The 16,350-nt window shown below is 37.9% G+C and carries 18 protein-coding genes; 13 read left to right on the forward strand and 5 right to left on the reverse strand.

What is annotated here, in order from left to right; translation table 11 throughout:
- Window positions 1–45 precede the first annotated feature (45 nt).
- The 3 genes from ABFX33_RS04220 (at window position 46) to ABFX33_RS04230 (ending at window position 1,100) form a co-directional block, all read left to right on the forward strand.
- Window positions 46–234: a hypothetical protein gene (locus ABFX33_RS04220; RefSeq protein WP_259182968.1), complete on the forward strand. Its 189-nt coding sequence runs from the start codon at window positions 46–48 to the stop codon at window positions 232–234.
- Window positions 189–635, forward strand: a complete 447-nt coding sequence (locus ABFX33_RS04225; protein WP_346084462.1) for a hypothetical protein — start codon at window positions 189–191, stop codon at window positions 633–635. Before ABFX33_RS04220 ends, ABFX33_RS04225 begins: the two co-directional genes overlap by 46 nt.
- A gap of 174 nt (window positions 636–809) precedes the next feature.
- A complete protein-coding gene (locus tag ABFX33_RS04230; protein ID WP_346084464.1) occupies window positions 810–1,100 on the forward strand; it encodes an RNA polymerase alpha subunit C-terminal domain-containing protein in 291 nt (96 codons plus the stop codon).
- A gap of 134 nt (window positions 1,101–1,234) precedes the next feature.
- Here the strand turns inward: ABFX33_RS04230 and ABFX33_RS04235 are convergent, their stop codons facing one another.
- On the reverse strand, window positions 1,235–1,663 hold the full coding sequence (locus ABFX33_RS04235; RefSeq protein ID WP_346084465.1) for a cold-shock protein: 429 nt from the start codon (window positions 1,661–1,663) through the stop codon (window positions 1,235–1,237).
- Window positions 1,664–1,944: 281 nt separating this feature from the next.
- Between ABFX33_RS04235 and ABFX33_RS04240 the strand changes: the two genes are divergently transcribed.
- Window positions 1,945–2,226, forward strand: a complete 282-nt coding sequence (locus ABFX33_RS04240; protein WP_120258347.1) for a GNAT family N-acetyltransferase — start codon at window positions 1,945–1,947, stop codon at window positions 2,224–2,226.
- A 55-nt stretch (window positions 2,227–2,281) separates the two neighbouring features.
- On the opposite strand, the gene leuS is transcribed toward ABFX33_RS04240, so the two are convergent.
- Window positions 2,282–5,065, reverse strand: coding sequence for a leucine--tRNA ligase (gene leuS, locus ABFX33_RS04245; protein ID WP_346084467.1), 2,784 nt, complete (start codon window positions 5,063–5,065; stop codon window positions 2,282–2,284).
- A 218-nt stretch (window positions 5,066–5,283) separates the two neighbouring features.
- On the opposite strand from leuS, the gene ABFX33_RS04250 reads away from it, so the two are divergent.
- Genes ABFX33_RS04250 through ABFX33_RS04270 form a run of 5 tightly spaced genes read left to right on the forward strand, consistent with a single transcriptional unit; the run spans window position 5,284 to window position 8,982 of the window.
- Window positions 5,284–6,162, forward strand: a complete 879-nt coding sequence (locus ABFX33_RS04250) for a cell division protein FtsX (protein ID WP_120258349.1) — start codon at window positions 5,284–5,286, stop codon at window positions 6,160–6,162.
- A gap of 2 nt (window positions 6,163–6,164) precedes the next feature.
- On the forward strand, window positions 6,165–6,410 hold the full coding sequence (locus tag ABFX33_RS04255) for a DUF3098 domain-containing protein (RefSeq protein ID WP_120258350.1): 246 nt from the start codon (window positions 6,165–6,167) through the stop codon (window positions 6,408–6,410).
- Between the two features lie 15 nt (window positions 6,411–6,425).
- Entirely contained in the window at window positions 6,426–7,220 is a 795-nt protein-coding gene (locus tag ABFX33_RS04260; protein ID WP_120258351.1) for an undecaprenyl-diphosphate phosphatase, read from the forward strand.
- Between the two features lie 9 nt (window positions 7,221–7,229).
- A complete protein-coding gene (truB, locus tag ABFX33_RS04265) occupies window positions 7,230–7,952 on the forward strand; it encodes a tRNA pseudouridine(55) synthase TruB (protein ID WP_346084469.1) in 723 nt (240 codons plus the stop codon).
- Between the two features lie 55 nt (window positions 7,953–8,007).
- Complete coding sequence (locus ABFX33_RS04270; protein WP_346084471.1) at window positions 8,008–8,982, forward strand: bifunctional riboflavin kinase/FAD synthetase; 975 nt, start codon at window positions 8,008–8,010, stop codon at window positions 8,980–8,982.
- A 161-nt stretch (window positions 8,983–9,143) separates the two neighbouring features.
- Here the strand turns inward: ABFX33_RS04270 and aroQ are convergent, their stop codons facing one another.
- Both aroQ and ABFX33_RS04280 read right to left on the reverse strand, forming a co-directional pair.
- Entirely contained in the window at window positions 9,144–9,566 is a 423-nt protein-coding gene (aroQ, locus tag ABFX33_RS04275; RefSeq protein ID WP_120258354.1) for a type II 3-dehydroquinate dehydratase, read from the reverse strand.
- A gap of 197 nt (window positions 9,567–9,763) precedes the next feature.
- Window positions 9,764–11,437, reverse strand: coding sequence for a gliding motility protein RemB (locus tag ABFX33_RS04280; RefSeq protein ID WP_346084473.1), 1,674 nt, complete (start codon window positions 11,435–11,437; stop codon window positions 9,764–9,766).
- A gap of 196 nt (window positions 11,438–11,633) precedes the next feature.
- Between ABFX33_RS04280 and ABFX33_RS04285 the strand changes: the two genes are divergently transcribed.
- The 4 genes from ABFX33_RS04285 to ABFX33_RS04300 all read left to right on the forward strand — a co-directional run bounded on the left by ABFX33_RS04285 (window position 11,634) and on the right by ABFX33_RS04300 (window position 15,622).
- Complete coding sequence (locus ABFX33_RS04285) at window positions 11,634–13,049, forward strand: glycoside hydrolase family 125 protein (protein WP_346084474.1); 1,416 nt, start codon at window positions 11,634–11,636, stop codon at window positions 13,047–13,049.
- A gap of 54 nt (window positions 13,050–13,103) precedes the next feature.
- On the forward strand, window positions 13,104–13,928 hold the full coding sequence (murI, locus tag ABFX33_RS04290; RefSeq protein ID WP_346084476.1) for a glutamate racemase: 825 nt from the start codon (window positions 13,104–13,106) through the stop codon (window positions 13,926–13,928).
- Window positions 13,929–13,997: 69 nt separating this feature from the next.
- Entirely contained in the window at window positions 13,998–14,243 is a 246-nt protein-coding gene (locus ABFX33_RS04295; RefSeq protein ID WP_346084477.1) for a hypothetical protein, read from the forward strand.
- A 128-nt stretch (window positions 14,244–14,371) separates the two neighbouring features.
- On the forward strand, window positions 14,372–15,622 hold the full coding sequence (locus ABFX33_RS04300) for a PQQ-dependent sugar dehydrogenase (RefSeq protein WP_346084478.1): 1,251 nt from the start codon (window positions 14,372–14,374) through the stop codon (window positions 15,620–15,622).
- 560 nt (window positions 15,623–16,182) lie between these two features.
- On the opposite strand, the gene ABFX33_RS04305 is transcribed toward ABFX33_RS04300, so the two are convergent.
- A complete protein-coding gene (locus ABFX33_RS04305; protein ID WP_259182944.1) occupies window positions 16,183–16,311 on the reverse strand; it encodes a hypothetical protein in 129 nt (42 codons plus the stop codon).
- Window positions 16,312–16,350: the final 39 nt, after the last annotated feature.

A 16,350-nucleotide genomic window follows, 5' to 3' on the forward strand; every position in this document is an offset into this window, starting at 1 on the left:
AACAATTGTTCTAATTTTGTGTCATGAATGATAAATTAAGATAATATGAAAGACGAAAAGAAAGAAAGTTGGCTAAAAAATCAATATATAGATCTAAAGCAGACGCTTATTCCGGCCCATCCAAATGATGGTCCCTGGAAAAAATTCGGCAAACAGACAGCTTTTTTTATGTTTTTAACGTTGATGGTATGCGGAGCAATAGCTATGTTGATCGCCATTTCCTTTGCGCATTAGTAAAGAATCTGTTTGACGGTATATTTATTTTTTATTGGTTATGCTGGTTCTTTATTCGATTTACACGGCTACAGCATTTTCCTATTCCATTTTTAAACAGCTGGCTTACGGACCTTGTCTTTGTCCCTATTATTGTTCATGTCGCATCTATTACAGGAAGCTTTCTATTCAATAAAGGAAAACCGCATGGATATCCATTATACCAAATCTGGTTGATATCGGCTATTGTTTCACTACTATTTGAGTACGTCATGCCTAACTACACAGACTACAATACGGGGGATCCCTATGACGTCATTGCCTATTTTATGGGAGGACTATTTTACTTTTTATTCCATCAGCCCCGTTATATCAGAAAAAATTCCGATGGAACCAATCATTTGGTTTGCAGCCAAAATTAAAGCACAGCTGATAAGAACACGTTCTGGAACAATATAGAATAAACGCTCAGAAAAGCTCACGCCCAAAGTCCCCTAGAAGATCCTGTTGGTAAACAAACCTTCAAATGGCAAAAAGTATAAACTATAATTGGAAAATAGTGTTGATATTGTAATTAATTAGCAGATTTAGGCCACATGACAAGGATCAAAAGCAAAAGAACATGTAGTAATGGGCACAGCTTCTATAAGAGTACAGACTGCCCAACATGTCCAATATGTGAAAAGGAAAAGAAACCCGAAGATGGTTTTCTAGCCCTTTTGGGTAGCCCCGCTAGAAATGCGCTGTTAAACCATGGTATAGATCAACTTGAAAAACTAACGCAGTATTCAGTGAAGGATCTACTGAAGCTCCATGGTCTTGGAAAGGCCTCCTTGCCCCTGTTAAGTCAGGCTTTAATGGAAAAGGGATTAAAATTTAAGGAATAGGCTGCTCCAAAGGCTATTCTGTCAGTTGATAGCAAAAAAATAAGCCCTCGACTGGCTTCCATATAGTTTCTCGCTACTTAGAAGTACTTGAGGGCTTTATTATTCAACGCTTTTAACTCAAGCGGAATCTTCGTTTACTGGTACTCGATCAAAACTTCAGTTACCTGAGCACCTTGTTTTGCACTTTTGAATTTAAACTTAACTTTCTGATTCAGGTTCAATTTCTGTCCAACAAGACGATCATTGAAATAAATAGATTGTTGGGTCTCATTATCTCTGATAAATCCATAGTTGGAGTCGGTATTGTAATGGACAACTTTTCCGAAAGAATAGTCATCTTGGTGGTTCGAAGACATACTTGGACTCTCCCCTTCTTTCAATTTGATCGCAGGTCTGTCTGAGATATTCCCATGTTCATCAACATAAGCAAACAGTTCTTCCAAAGATTTTCCTTTGTCATTGTTTGTTTTGTTGAATTCTTTTTTCTCAATTTTTTGTTGTTTTTTGAGTAATTTCTTTTTTTCTCGTTCTTTTTTGTTAAATGTAATTTGGCTTTTGCTCATTCAATATGGATTAAAATAAAATGTTCCCGAGGAGATGTCGGACCTTTAGAGCTTCGTTGAAAAGATAAAAATGCGAGGTGTTCTAAGGAGATAATTGCAAAGGTACGAAAAAAATAGGAAAAATCAACGACATCCTATAATACATCTGACAGCCACACAGCCTCAATCCGGAGACGCTCCGACTATCACCATAACAGACATATAGCCAACATAGCAACACAAAATTTGAGCGTTTTCATAAAACAAAAATATCTTTTGGACGTTATTTTGAAAAAAACATTATGGAAGTAAAAAATATCGAAAGAGACGACAGAGGTAATTTCATTGCTGAAGTGGAAAATAATGAGGCCGGAATTTTGGAATATACGTGGCAGAGTGAGTACGAGTTTTCCATAGACCATACCGAGGTCTATGACGAATATAAAGGAATGAGTGTCGGTAAAAAACTCGTTCTTGAAGCCGTAGATTATGCCCGGAAAAACGATGCTAAGATTGTCCCGAATTGTCCTTATGCAAAATCAATTTTTGACAAAACAATTGCCTTTCAGGATGTACTGGCATAAAAAAGCCATTTTATCATTGGGACAAAATGGCTTTTATTTTTAATAACTGTATAGACTAAGCTACAATATTGATTATTTTCCCTTTTACAAAAATAATCTTCTTAATTGGCTTACCGTCCAGATGTCTTTGTACATCGGCATGTGCCTTGATCGTTTCTTCAACAGTTTGTTGATCTAAATCCAATGCAAGTGATAGATTAAACTTCATTTTACCATTGAAAGAAACCGGATAAGCAAATTCAGACTCGACCAGATATTCCGGCTTGAACGTAGGATAAGTTGCCTGAGAAAGTGTACCTGCCTCATGCCCCAATAGGTTCCACAATTCCTCCGTAATATGTGGTGCATAAGATTGAAGAACAATAACAAGTTGCTCCAATATCTCGCGCTTATTGCATTTCAAATCGGTCAATTCATTCACACAGATCATAAAGGCGGAAACAGACGTGTTGAACGAAAAACGCTCGATATCATCTTCCACTTTCTTAATAATCTTATGTAAAGCTTTGAACTCAGCTTTGGAAGGCTCTTCATCTGATACATTAAAATTACCTTCGGCATCGTGAAACAGGCGCCATACTTTCTTTAAAAACTTGTAAACACCTTCGATACCATTGGTATTCCATGGTTTGGCCTGCTCCAACGGACCCAAAAACATTTCGTAAAGACGCAAGGTATCAGCGCCATAAGTCTCAATAATATCATCTGGATTAACGACATTGAATTTCGACTTGGACATTTTCTCCACCTCGCTACCACAAATGTATTTACCGTTTTCCAAAACAAATTCAGCATTCGCAAAATCAGGTCTGAAATTTTTGAATTTTTCAAGATCCAAAACATCATTCGATACGATATTAACATCGACATGCAAAGGAATTGTATTGTAATCGTTTCTCAAGCCATAGGACACAAATTGATTGGTTCCTCTGCCCTCTTCATCGAGTACACGGTAGACAAAATTTGAGCGCCCTTGAATCATACCTTGGTTGATCAATTTCCGGAATGGTTCTTCCTCATTATGATAGCCAAGATCTTTTAAAAACTTATTCCAAAAACGTGAATATAACAAGTGACCTGTAGCATGTTCTGAACCGCCAATGTATAAATCAACAGCTTTCCAATAGTCAACAGCTTCTTTTGAAGCAAAGTTACCCTCATTTTTTGGATCCATGTATCTGAACCAATACCATGAAGAACCTGCCCAACCTGGCATTGTACTCAACTCATATTCATACTGATCTTCATATTTCCAGTCTTTAGCACGTCCCAAAGGAGGTTCACCAGACTCTGTTGGCAAGTATTTATCAACCTCAGGTAATAATAAAGGTAGTTCTTCTTCTTTAATAAGGTATGGTAGACCATTTTTAAAGTAGACTGGAACAGGTTCACCCCAATAACGTTGACGACCAAAAATCGCATCGCGCATGCGGAAATTGATCTTCGCTTTACCTAATTTCAATTCTTCCAGCTTCGCAATCAGCGCAGGCACAGCCTCCTGATAAGTCATACCGTTGATAAAATCAGAATTGATGTATTTTCCATCCTTATTCGGATCAGCCTCTTCTTCAATCTGCTGTGTATCCGAAATCGGAATAATTTCTAAATTAAAATGCTTGGCAAAAACATAATCACGTTGATCGCCACTAGGTACAGCCATAACCGCCCCTGTGCCATATCCCGCCAAAACATAATCTGCAATCCAGATCTGCACATCACGGCCTGAAATAGGGTGTTTAGCAAATGAACCTGTAAAGGCTCCCGATACTGTTTTGGTATCGGCCATACGATCTAGTTCAGATTTTTTTGAGGTCTTCTCAATATAAGCTTCAACTTCAGCTTTTTGTTCGGCTGTCGTCAACGCTGCAACCAATTCATGTTCAGGTGCCAAAACGACAAATGAAACACCGAAAATAGTATCCACACGTGTTGTAAAGACTTCAATTGCGGTGTCCAACTGTGGAACTGGGAATTTGACCGAAGCTCCAACGGATTTTCCGATCCAGTTACGCTGCATTTCTACCAAGGGCTCTGGCCAATCAATGGTATCCAAACCTTTTAACAGACGATCGGCATAAGCAGTGATACGCATTGACCATTGCATCATCTTCTTTTGCTCTACAGGATACCCGCCGCGCTCGGACACGCCGTTAATCACCTCATCATTAGCCAATACGGTCCCTAAAGCAGCACACCAATTGACTGTGCTCTCACGCAGATAAGCAATGCGATATTTTAACAACTCACGTTGTTGTTTTTCCTCATCAAAAGATTTCCATTCTTCCGAAGTGAATTCTAATACATCTTCGTCAGAAACAGCTTGAACAGCAGCAGAACCATTTGTGGAAAATTTCGTAATCAATGTATCAATAGATTCTGCTTTATTCGTCTCCTTATTATACCAAGAATCGAATGATTTCATAAAAATCCACTGCGTCCATTTATAGTATTCAGGTTCAGAAGTACGAACTTCTCTACTCCAATCATAAGAGAAACCGATGTTGTCCATCTGCTCGCGGTAACGATTGATATTTGCCTCGGTTGTAACAGCAGGGTGTTGACCCGTTTGAATCGCATATTGCTCTGCAGGAAGTCCAAAGGAATCATAACCCATTGGATGCAGTACATTGAAGCCTTTTAGTCGTTTGTATCTTGAAAAGATATCCGAAGCAATGTATCCGAGTGGATGACCAACATGTAGTCCCGCCCCAGATGGATAAGGAAACATATCCAACACATAGTATTTTGGCTTCTGATGCGCATCTGATGTTTTATATGTTTGATGATCCGCCCAAAACTTCTGCCACTTTTTCTCTAATGATTTGTGATTATACTCCATTTTTGTTCGTAAGGAATTTTTATGACTTGCGAAATTACGATTTTAATACTGAAATGTGATAAAAGTTTTGTAGTTTGAACAATAAATTCTAGTATTGAAAAGTTATTTAAACATAGGTAGAAAACTAAATTCGAATTGATTTTTATCAAAGTAATTACAAGATAAATTCGAAATCTTCCGCTCAATTAGTTACTTTCGCAAATAAATTTTTGCTTATTATGTCAGAATACGAATTAAGCACACAAAAAAGAAAAACAAAGTCTGTATATGTATCCACAGTTATCAGTATAGCACTGGTACTATTGGTAACAGGTATGTTAGGCTTATTATTGGTGCACGCTAAAAATCTTTCAAAGTACGTTAAAGAAAACATTGTCCTGAATGTCATTGTAAATGATGGCACCAGTGAAGGCGATGTACTTTCTTTGCAAAAAGATCTTGAAAAAGACCCTTATGTACTCCGCTCAGTGTATATCAGCAAAGAAATTGCTGCCAAAAACCTGAAAGAAGATCTTGGTGAAGATTTTGTACAGTACCTTGGGCATAACCCCTTATTGCCATCGTTGGATGTCTATATGAAGGAGAATTATGCCAATACGGATAGCATCAAGACTTTCATCGAAAAAATCTCTAAAAACAATAAAATAAAAGAGGTTGTCTATCAGGAATCATTGATTGATATGGTCAATAAAAACGTACGTATCATCGGTATGATTGTTTTGGCCTTTGCTGTTATTTTATTGATCATCGCTGTAGCTTTAATTAACAATACCATACGTTTGGCTATTTACTCGCAACGTTTCTTAATTAAAAGCATGCAATTAATTGGTGCAACCAAAAACTTTATTCGTAAACCTTTTATCACTTATGGTATTATCCATGGCTTATTGGGTTCGTTGATTGCGATTCTACTATTGATATTGACGCTCAAACTAGCCCAACAACAAATACCTGAATTGGTCTTTTTACGCAACTGGTTTGAGTTTGCAATCATCTTCTTAGGTGTTATCTGCATCGGGATTTTAATCTCAGGGCTTAGTACCTACTTCGCTGTAACTAAATATTTAAAAGCTCAATCTAACGATTTATATAGATAAAAATGGCTCAAATAAAGAAATCTACTGAATCTGTAAATAAAGGTTCCTTCGTATTTTCAAAAGTAAATTATCAGCTTTTTATAGCTAGCTTGGTTCTTGTCGTCATTGGCTTTGCGCTCATGTCCGGTGAAACTGATATCTATAGTTTTACCAAAATCACTTTAGCGCCAATTGTAGTCGTTCTCGGCTTTGCATTGGGATTTGTAGCGATCTTATATCGCCCCAAAACAACTAAAACTGAAGAATAATCTTATAAAAAACAGATGTCTATTATTGAAGCTATAATCCTTGCTATCATCGAAGGATTAACGGAGTTTTTGCCTGTCTCCTCTACAGGCCACATGATTATAGCAACCGCACTGATGGGGATTCAGCCCTCAGCCTTTGTTAAATTATTTACAATTGTCATTCAATTGGGAACGATTTTATCCGTTCTCGTTTTATATTACAAGCGATTCTTTAAATCGCTTTCATTTTACTATAAGTTGGTGATCGCTGCTATTCCAGCATCGATACTTGGATTACTTTTCAACGATTTCATCGATTCACTTTTGGAAAGCCCGCTGATGGTTGCGATTATGCTGGTAATCGGTGGTGTTGTCCTGCTTTTTGTTGACAAATGGTTTAATAAACCTACCGTTGAAGATTCGGACAACGTCTCTTACAAGCAGGCCTTTATGATTGGTGTATACCAATGTCTGGCTTTGATACCTGGCACATCCCGCTCCGCAAGTACCATCATCGGTGGTATGGCCGAAAAATTAACACGTAAAGCCGCTGCAGAATTTTCATTTTTTCTGGCATTACCGATGATGTTTGGCGCTTCAGCTGTTAAACTCTTGAAATTCTTCAAAGAAGGAAATACATTTACAGGCGAGGAGCTCAACCTTCTTATTGTAGGTAACCTCATTGGTTTTGTTGTCGCAATTGTTGCAATTAAATCCTTTATTGGATTTTTAACCAAATATGGCTTCAAGGCCTTCGGATGGTATAGAATAGTTGTTGGAGTTGTAATTCTCGCATTACTTCTTTCGGGGCATAGTTTACAAATTATCTAAAATTTTTTCATGGAGAATATAGAGGTTGGTGAAAACTCAGCAAGGTTTAATTTTGCTGAAGGCGAAATGTTGTTGATTGATAAACCTTTAACATGGACAAGTTTCGACGTTGTTGGGAAAGTCAGAAACTCACTGAAACCATTAAAATTAAAAGTTGGCCATGCTGGTACATTGGACCCCTTAGCAACGGGCTTGCTAATTGTCTGTACAGGTAAGTTGACAAAAAAGATCGACAGCTACCAGGCCGAAGACAAAGAATATACAGGGACAATTACATTGGGTGGAACCACCCCCTCCTATGACCTGGAAACTGAAATTGATGAGCTATTCCCTATCGATCATATTACTGAGCAAATGATCTTTGATGCAGCTAAGACCTTTGAAGGTGACATACAACAGTTTCCTCCAGCACATTCTGCCATAAAGATCAATGGTGAACGTGTCTATGCAAAAGCTCGTCGCGGTGAAGAGGTTGAAATAAAATCTCGTCAGGTACGGATCAATAGCTTTGAAATTGAAAAAATCGAACTCCCGAATGTACATTTTCGCATTTCTTGTTCAAAAGGCACATACATCAGATCATTAGCATACGACTTTGGAAAAGTATTGCATAGTGGATCCCACCTAAGTTCTTTAAGACGCACCAAAAGTGGTAATTATACGATTGAAAACGCCTGGAATCTTGAACAGCTTATCGCCGAAATAAAACGTCATAAGGAAATCATTAAATAAAGCCGTCGCTGCACTTTATTGATTCTTTATCTTATTTTTGCAAAAAATCCAATAAATGAAAATCTACAGAAGTTTAGAAGATTTCTCCCCCGTTGAAAATGCAGTAGTTACCATTGGTACTTTTGATGGTGTTCATATTGGCCATCAAAAAATATTGGTCCACTTAAAAGAGGCTGCTCAAAAAATTAACGGCGAAACCATATTACTTACTTTTTTTCCGCATCCCCGGTTAATTATTAACCCAGATGATGATAGCTTACGTTTAATAAATGATATTGAGGAAAAGGTAAGCCAACTAAGCAAGGTCGGTATTGACCATCTTATCATTATACCCTTCTCCCGGGATTTTTCCAATCAAACTCCTGAAGAATATATTAGCAATGTGCTTGTAGGTAAATTGGGCACCAAAAAAATCGTTATCGGATATGATCACCATTTCGGAAAAGATCGCAAGGGTACATTAGGCGACTTGGAACAGTTTGCGTCGATATTCGACTATAGTGTAGACGAGATCCCAGAACAAGATATCAATGACATCGCAGTCTCTTCCACGCGTGTGCGTGAAGCACTGATTAAAGGTGATATCAAAACAGCCAATCTATATTTAGGTTATCCTTTTGAATTAACGGGAACAGTGATCCGAGGGGATCAAATCGGACGTACCATCGGATTTCCTACAGCCAATCTACAGGTACATGAACCGCATAAATTAATTCCTGCTTATGGTATATACGCAGTAGAGGTTTATATATACAACCACATCCAGAATATTACTACAGGTGAGTATAAAGAAGAGAATCCTATTTCTATCGCTAAAGGCATGGGCTATATTGGCACAAGACCTACGGTTGACGGAATGAATCGTGCGATTGAAATCAGTCTATTCGATTTTGATCAGGATATCTACGGCAAGACGCTCCGTGTTAAATTCCTGCACTTTATCCGTCATGATGAACGCTTTGACTCACTAGAGGAAATGAAAGCGCAAATCAAAGCAGATGAAGTAGAAATAAGGAGTCTTATTGGATAAAATATCTAAAGGCGATACAGTTAAAAAGAATAGGCGGGAATTCCCGCCTATTCTTTTTATAACTAACGTATTCTTTCTGTCTTCATAGCTGTCAACTCCTCTCATTTACCCCCCCTTCTTCACTCCGCTCAGCACGGATGTTCTAGAAGTAAACGAAGTACCTACAAAACTAAAAGAGCTTCGATGCCAAGTCTATAACTATCCAGCCCAAAGCCACAGATTACCCCCTTACAGTTTTTTGCCAAGAAGGAATGATGTCGAAATTCTTCCCGTTGATGAACATTGCTGATATGAACTTCAATAACCGGAGTCTGAACAGCAGCAATAGCATCTCCAATAGCAATAGATGTATGGGTATATGCTCCAGCGTTCATTACAATGCCATCATACGCGAAACCGACCTCATGAATTTTATCAATTAACTTGCCCTCAGAATTACTCTGAAAATATTCCAATTGGACTGTAGAAAAACGTGTCTTTAATTCCTCAAAATAACTCAAGAAATCTTGACTTCCATAGATTGACTTTTCCCTAACACCCAATAGATTTAAGTTTGGGCCATTTAATACAAGGATTTTTTTCATCGGTATTTAGTGATTGATTCAATATTATCTATTTGGGGTTATGCATTCAAACTACCCCAGTAGTATCGGTTACATTTTAAACGATATTAAAATGAATATATTAAACAAAAAACATCATGATTATACATTCCCTTATACGGCCTGAATAATCATGATGTTTTCATAAGCTGTAATGTGCTCAAATATATAAAAACTTCCTATAAATCATTATAGATTGCTCTAAAGCTTGAACGAAGTCCAAATGTAACCACGCCCGATTTATTCACGACAGGTGTTTCATACTGTGCTTTCGCATAGCGTTGCATATACCCCAATTCTAAACGAAGATTATATTTAGGATTAAGTACATACGCTGCTTTCGCATCCGCATAATAGATATTATTTTTTATTCCTTGCGCGATATGGTTTCCATACATATTTGGAATGGTGTTATAGGATTGAAAGATATTTCCACCCATATTCGTTCCGTCAGGCAGATCCAATCCATTCTGCGTATACATTCCCTGTAATGAAAAGTCCCATCTGTCCCATGCATAGTTTACGAGACCAACCAACTCTCTAAAGTTAGCACCTTTTGGATGTGCCAATGGTTCGGCATTGTTACTATAATTGGAATAGGATTTAAAGTGTGCATAGGTATAAGGTCTAGCCGTATTATACTCCGCAAGGAAGTTTAGGTTTTTGACACCAAACATGTCATAACCTCTTACACCTAACTGTGCGCCCCACTTGTTATGAGCATAACCATTACCCGCAAAAAATTCCTTGGCCGTAAATTCACCTAATAAAAACTGACCATAAACCGTCAAATTATAAGGCAATTTATATTTTGAGGTCAACCCTAGAAACATCTTATCGGGAGATGTGCGATTATTATTCTCGACAGGACGTATAAAGATAATCGGACTTATGTAACTAAAGTCAAAACCTCTTTTTCCAGCGTCATCCTGAGCGGCCCAGACCACGGACTGAAAAAAGCCAACGGACAATTTATTGGTCACATTCCAATCCAAATATTGAAAAGCTCCCCATTTCTTCCCATCTCCTAAACGTGTGTTATTTTGCCCCTCCATAGGATATACCCCAGTTAGATCCTCTCTTGGATGTGTCGGATCATTCATGTAAGCCCAAATTGATGTATACTGTACATTGCCAATCGTACCGGTCAGCTTCAGATGCGCATAATTAGATGAAAAGTCAGAAAGCAGCATCGAGCGGTAACCATCACCAATAAAGTTTTTATCGTACGCTATAGTCGCTTGGATATACTTATGCGCATCGTAAGTCATACTTGCTGTCGCATACATCCAGTCCATTTTATTTTTAGACTGAAATTTGGTATTTCCCTGACCAGGAATTACTTTATTAGCGACAATATAATCGTCAAGATACTTTGGAAAAACAGCTTGGCTTTCAAATGCCGATGAATTAAAAGTGAATTTATTACCCACGTTCAATCCCACTTGAAATCCTCTACCATTCATCCATGTACGACGTTTATCACCCTGCATATCTTTTCCAATATACATATCCGGCAAAAAGTCCGCATAGAATGTATAATCATCTTTCTCGACTTGAACCAAATGTTCATTAAAGATCTTACGCATGAACCAATTCGATGAGGAAACTGGTTTATTGGATTGAATCGAGTCAAATTTGGCCAACAACAAAGAATCCTTGATGACGAATGGTTTAGCTGTTGTGTGCATTCTCGTCTCAGTAGAATAAACGACATCGTTCATTTTCTGATAGAAATGATACGAATAAGGCTGACTTTTAATTTGCCCAAAACCTGCAAACGAGACACCTACCCCGATGCCTGCCAGCACAATTCGAAGTAAATTATTTTTTTTTGATATATTAAGCCCCATAAAATTATTTCAAAGATTATTTCTTCTAGCAAAATGCATTCCTAACTGCAAATTAACCGAATAAAAATGACTTTATTAACATCTGTAGTCAATTTTATAATGCTAAATCGTATTTGCTGTTCTTTATATTCAAAAATATTTATATCTTGCATCTTAGTAAATAACCTTGTATAACAAAAAATCGGCCCTAATAAACATGAAACGCAGAACATTTATCCAAAACGCAACCTTATTGACAGCAGGTGCATTCGCAAGCAAATTTTCTTTTGCTCAGGAACATTCTTTTCCGACTGTACGCACTGCTAAAGAAAAACGGCTTTTTTCAAGTAAAGTAATTGAAGATGCCATTACAGAGTTTCAAAAAAATGTCAAAAACAAGGAACTGACCTGGTTATTTAACAACTGCTTTCCAAATACATTGGATACAACTGTATTTCCCTATGTTCAAAATGGCAGAAACTATACCTATGTTATTACAGGAGATATAGATGCAATGTGGTTACGTGACAGTAGCGCACAGGTATGGCCCTACCTTCCTTTTATGAAAAAAGATAAAAAATTGCAGGATCTCATTGTCGGATTAATACAAAAACAAAGTAAATGTATCAACATTGATCCTTATGCGAATGCTTTTTATAATGACCCAACAAAAAAAGGGGAATGGTTCAGTGACCACACGAGTATGAAACCAGGAATCCATGAACGGAAATGGGAAATTGATTCACTATGTTATCCGATTCGACTTGCTTACCATTACTGGAAGGAAACAAATGACAGTACTCCATTTAACGACGAATGGCTAGAGGCTCAGCACAAGATCTATCAAACTTTTGTTGAACAGCAACGTAAGGATAGTTTAGGCCCCTATAAATTTGAGCGAACGACGTCAAGGGGTTCCGACACGCTGCAAGTAGATGGTTATGGCTATCCCATAAATCCGGTAGGTTTGATCTGCTCAAGCTTTAGACCTTCGGATGACTCGACTATTTTTTCTTTCCTAATTCCTTCTAACCTATTTGCGGTGGTCAGTTTGAGACAATCTGCAGAAATTCTCAAAAAGGTTAAAAACGAACCGACGCTTTCCGCAAAAATGGAATCGCTCGCGAATGAAGTTGAGGCTGCCGTAAATAAATATGGAATTATAGATCATCCAACCTTAGGGAGAATATATGCGTTTGAAGTAGATGGTTATTCAAGTCATCTCATGATGGACGACGCAAATATCCCTAGTTTATTGGCTCTGCCCTATTTAGGTGCAGTCAATCTCAATGACGAGGTCTATCAACGTACACGTAATTTTGTGCTGTCCGATAAAAACCCATTCTTCTTTAAAGGTACCGCAGCCGAAGGTATCGGGGGACCGCATATTGGCCGCGATATGATTTGGCCAATGTCAATTATTATGCGTGCGCAAACTTCGACAAATGATGAAGAGATCCGCAATTGCATCAAAACTTTAGTGAGCACGCATGGTGGTACAGGATTTATGCATGAATCCTTCCATAAGAATGATCCGAAAAAATTCACAAGACATTGGTTTGCCTGGACTAATACATTATTTGGCGAATTAATTTGGAAAATATATAAAGAGAAACCATCTTTGCTTCAGTAAAACTGAATCTTATAACGCAATGTTATAGGTGGATGTAACTTATAGCATTGCGTTATGGATAATACACTGACTTCTGGTCCTATTGGCATTTTCGACTCCGGTTATGGCGGCCTTTCTGTATTTAAGGAAATTCAGCAGCTCCTTCCTCAATATGATTATATTTATTTAGGTGACAATGCACGTGTTCCTTATGGCACAAGGTCGTTTGAGACCGTATATAATTACACCAAGCAATGTGTATTTAAATTGTTTGATTTAGGCTGTAATCTCGTTATTTTAGCTTGTAACACGGCTTCGGCAAAAGCATTAAGAACGATTCAACAAAACGATCTTCCTCCAGGAAAAAAAGTGCTTGGAGTCATCAGACCAACAACTGAAATCATCCATAATTATACGAAAACAAACAAAATCGGTATCCTCGCAACGACAGGGACGGTAAAATCTGAATCGTATAAGATCGAGATACATAAATTTAATCCAGAAATTGAGGTTTTTCAACATGACTGCCCTTTTTGGGTTCCTCTGGTTGAAAATAATGAGATCAATACAGAGGGAGCACATTATTTCGTCCAAAAAGATATCCATGAACTGTTGCAGAAGTCCGATCAAATAGATACCATTGTATTGGCCTGTACACATTACCCCTTATTATTACCTGTAATCGAAAAATACGTCCCAAAAAATGTCAATATTATCTCCCAAGGACCTATAGTTGCGAAAAGTCTACAGGAATACCTTCACCGTCATGCTGAAATAGAAACATACTGTTCAAAAAATAGTCAGTTGGCCTTCTACACCACAGACGACCCTAGAGATTTTGAAAGCAAAGCAAAAATATTCTTCGGAAAACATGTAGATGCTAGTCACATCAGTGTTTAAAATAAAAAGCTGCGAATTTTTAAAACTTTTATCGTTTACCTTTCGTTATTCTAGGTAAAGGAATGTACGATGAAAAAGAACTATGTAACCATTGCATATAATCAAGAGACACGGCATTATGAGTCAAAAGAGTTTTCAACTTTCCAGGAAAGTGCAGACTATTTTAAGACTTTCGAAACATCCGCTCAACCCAATTATATTCCGGTCTGTGTCTATAATTTAAGCACAAATGCACTACTAGAGGTAAGCGATTATTATGTCAATAAAGACAATGAATTACAACAGATACTGACGCATTGTCTGGGCACCCCCTAATTTCCCCTCACCCCTTTTTTTGGCTTATGACCGGATGTCGATAAATTTATTACATTATATCGCACAGCATTTCATTAATTTTTAATATCTTCAAACGAACAATCAGACCAAAATACAAGTCATTAATAATGAAAAACAAACTGACAATAAGCCTTTTAACGATATCGCTTGGCTTGACTGCCTGCAATTCCAATCATGCAAATTCAAACTCCGGTTCAGATAGCACAACTAATCCTACAGATACCACAAGCTATCCACCGGTAGAAACGCAAAAAGCAAATTCGGACTACAAACCTGCTTTTGCTGGGCAGACCAGAATTGCTGGTGCTAAAACAACTACAGCTTTCGAGGGCAAAGTTATAGCCGAGGGGCTAAAGTCTCCTTGGGGTATTGTAGCGCTGCCTGATGGCAGACTGCTAATCACAGAGAAAGAGGGCGATATGCGTATTGCAAGTGCTGATGGCAAATTAAGCGAACCAATCAAAGGTATACCTGCGGTCAATACAAGTGGCCAAGGTGGATTACTCGGATTGAGGCTCGATCCGAATTTTAGCTCCAACCGTATGGTCTACTGGGTATTTGCGGACAATACCCCCGCAGGAACATTAACGGCAGTTGCTAAAGGTAAGCTCTCGGCGGATGAAAAATCATTTGAAGAGGCTAAGGTTATCTATCAAGCTACTCCTGCTCATAAAGGTAACCTCCATTACGGCGGACGTATCGTTTTTGACAAAGAGGGAAATATTGTTTTTAGTACCGGAGAACGCTCCGATTTAGTGACAAGGCCTCTGGCTCAGGATTTGAATGCTGCTCTGGGCAAGATTTTGCGCATTACAAAAGACGGACAGCCTGCATCAGGCAATCCATTTATCGGAAAAGCAAATGCACGACCAGAGATCTACAGTTATGGACATCGTAATCCGCAGGGGCTTGCTTTCCATCCTGAAACTGGTGATTTATGGGAAACTGAATTTGGTCCACGCGGTGGAGATGAACTCAACAAAATCCAGGCAGGCATCAATTATGGTTGGCCAACGATAACCTACGGAATTGAATATAAAGGAGATAAAGTGGGCGCAGGAATACAACAGAAAGAAGGACTTGAGCAACCCGTTTATTATTGGGATCCTGTGCTCTCTCCAAGTGGGATCACGTTCTATACAGGACAGAACATTCCTGAATGGAAAAATAACCTCTTTATTTGCGGTTTAAGTAGCACGCATATTGCAAGAATAATTTTGAAAGATAATAAGGTTATTGGCGAAGAACGATTATTAGGCAGTGAAGGACAGCGATTCAGAGATATTACACAAGGACCGGATGGAGCCTTGTATGCCATTACTGATCTTGGCAGACTCTATAAAATAGATAAAAAGTAAAAATAAAAAACAGCGATGTCCGAAAAGCTCTAACATCGCTGTTTTTTTTACTCCATTCGTATCCCCACAACAGTTTTGCTTCTACCACCTACTATGCGGAGGGTTCTTTTTACTTTTTGGAAAGTTCCTTCAATAATACGTTCAGGGAATTTAGCCATTAACGCTTGAGGTGAAACTCGCACTTATCCCCTATTTTTCTCAATTTTATTACTTGCGGTACCAAATACTAAATTATAAAAAGGCCACGGCACAATCTAAAGTTTGGCTCGATTATTGATCAAATACAGTCGAAACAATAAAATATTATATGGTAAAAAAAGAAAAAATGAAAAAATTATTAGAAATTAACCCCTTATCATTCTACGTGACCAACTGGGGATTTGTCAACAACACCGAACCAAAAAGAACGCGCAAAACCTGCCAACCTTCTCCGAAAAATTAAGCGTTCTCCTCCAAACAATTTCAATCAAATTTATTAAAATCATCTGCTGATATCCTCCATACGGATATTAAGTAAGAGATTTATTCTTTTACTTCATCCGTAACTAGAGGATATCAAATTATGCAAAATAAATTGCCAATAAAATCACAATAACGATACAGGCTATCATGACGTATTTATTCAATTGGCTATTTTTCTCTCCTTCATCACTTTTATAGTGATAATCACGTTTATTCGGTAAATTCATAAGTCTGTTTTTATTAATGATGAAGTTACGGACTTTTTT

It is taken from the genome of Sphingobacterium ginsenosidimutans (assembly GCF_039536865.1).
Classification (GTDB): domain Bacteria; phylum Bacteroidota; class Bacteroidia; order Sphingobacteriales; family Sphingobacteriaceae; genus Sphingobacterium; species Sphingobacterium detergens.

Excerpts from the sequence above, each read along its gene's own strand:
- murI (WP_346084476.1), top strand. The coding sequence starts at position 13,104 with ATGGATAATACACTGACTTCTGGTCCTATTGGCATTTTCGACTCCGGT.
- ABFX33_RS04225 (WP_346084462.1), top strand. The coding sequence starts at position 189 with ATGCGGAGCAATAGCTATGTTGATCGCCATTTCCTTTGCGCATTAGTA.
- ABFX33_RS04250 (WP_120258349.1), top strand. The coding sequence starts at position 5,284 with ATGTCAGAATACGAATTAAGCACACAAAAAAGAAAAACAAAGTCTGTA.
- ABFX33_RS04300 (WP_346084478.1), top strand. The coding sequence starts at position 14,372 with ATGAAAAACAAACTGACAATAAGCCTTTTAACGATATCGCTTGGCTTG.
- ABFX33_RS04270 (WP_346084471.1), top strand. The coding sequence starts at position 8,008 with ATGAAAATCTACAGAAGTTTAGAAGATTTCTCCCCCGTTGAAAATGCA.
- aroQ (WP_120258354.1), bottom strand. The coding sequence starts at position 9,566 with ATGAAAAAAATCCTTGTATTAAATGGCCCAAACTTAAATCTATTGGGT.
- ABFX33_RS04255 (WP_120258350.1), top strand. The coding sequence starts at position 6,165 with ATGGCTCAAATAAAGAAATCTACTGAATCTGTAAATAAAGGTTCCTTC.
- ABFX33_RS04240 (WP_120258347.1), top strand. The coding sequence starts at position 1,945 with ATGGAAGTAAAAAATATCGAAAGAGACGACAGAGGTAATTTCATTGCT.
- truB (WP_346084469.1), top strand. The coding sequence starts at position 7,230 with ATGGAGAATATAGAGGTTGGTGAAAACTCAGCAAGGTTTAATTTTGCT.
- ABFX33_RS04285 (WP_346084474.1), top strand. The coding sequence starts at position 11,634 with ATGAAACGCAGAACATTTATCCAAAACGCAACCTTATTGACAGCAGGT.
- ABFX33_RS04305 (WP_259182944.1), bottom strand. The coding sequence starts at position 16,311 with ATGAATTTACCGAATAAACGTGATTATCACTATAAAAGTGATGAAGGA.
- ABFX33_RS04295 (WP_346084477.1), top strand. The coding sequence starts at position 13,998 with ATGAAAAAGAACTATGTAACCATTGCATATAATCAAGAGACACGGCAT.
- ABFX33_RS04220 (WP_259182968.1), top strand. The coding sequence starts at position 46 with ATGAAAGACGAAAAGAAAGAAAGTTGGCTAAAAAATCAATATATAGAT.
- ABFX33_RS04235 (WP_346084465.1), bottom strand. The coding sequence starts at position 1,663 with ATGAGCAAAAGCCAAATTACATTTAACAAAAAAGAACGAGAAAAAAAG.
- leuS (WP_346084467.1), bottom strand. The coding sequence starts at position 5,065 with ATGGAGTATAATCACAAATCATTAGAGAAAAAGTGGCAGAAGTTTTGG.
- ABFX33_RS04280 (WP_346084473.1), bottom strand. The coding sequence starts at position 11,437 with ATGGGGCTTAATATATCAAAAAAAAATAATTTACTTCGAATTGTGCTG.
- ABFX33_RS04230 (WP_346084464.1), top strand. The coding sequence starts at position 810 with ATGACAAGGATCAAAAGCAAAAGAACATGTAGTAATGGGCACAGCTTC.
- ABFX33_RS04260 (WP_120258351.1), top strand. The coding sequence starts at position 6,426 with ATGTCTATTATTGAAGCTATAATCCTTGCTATCATCGAAGGATTAACG.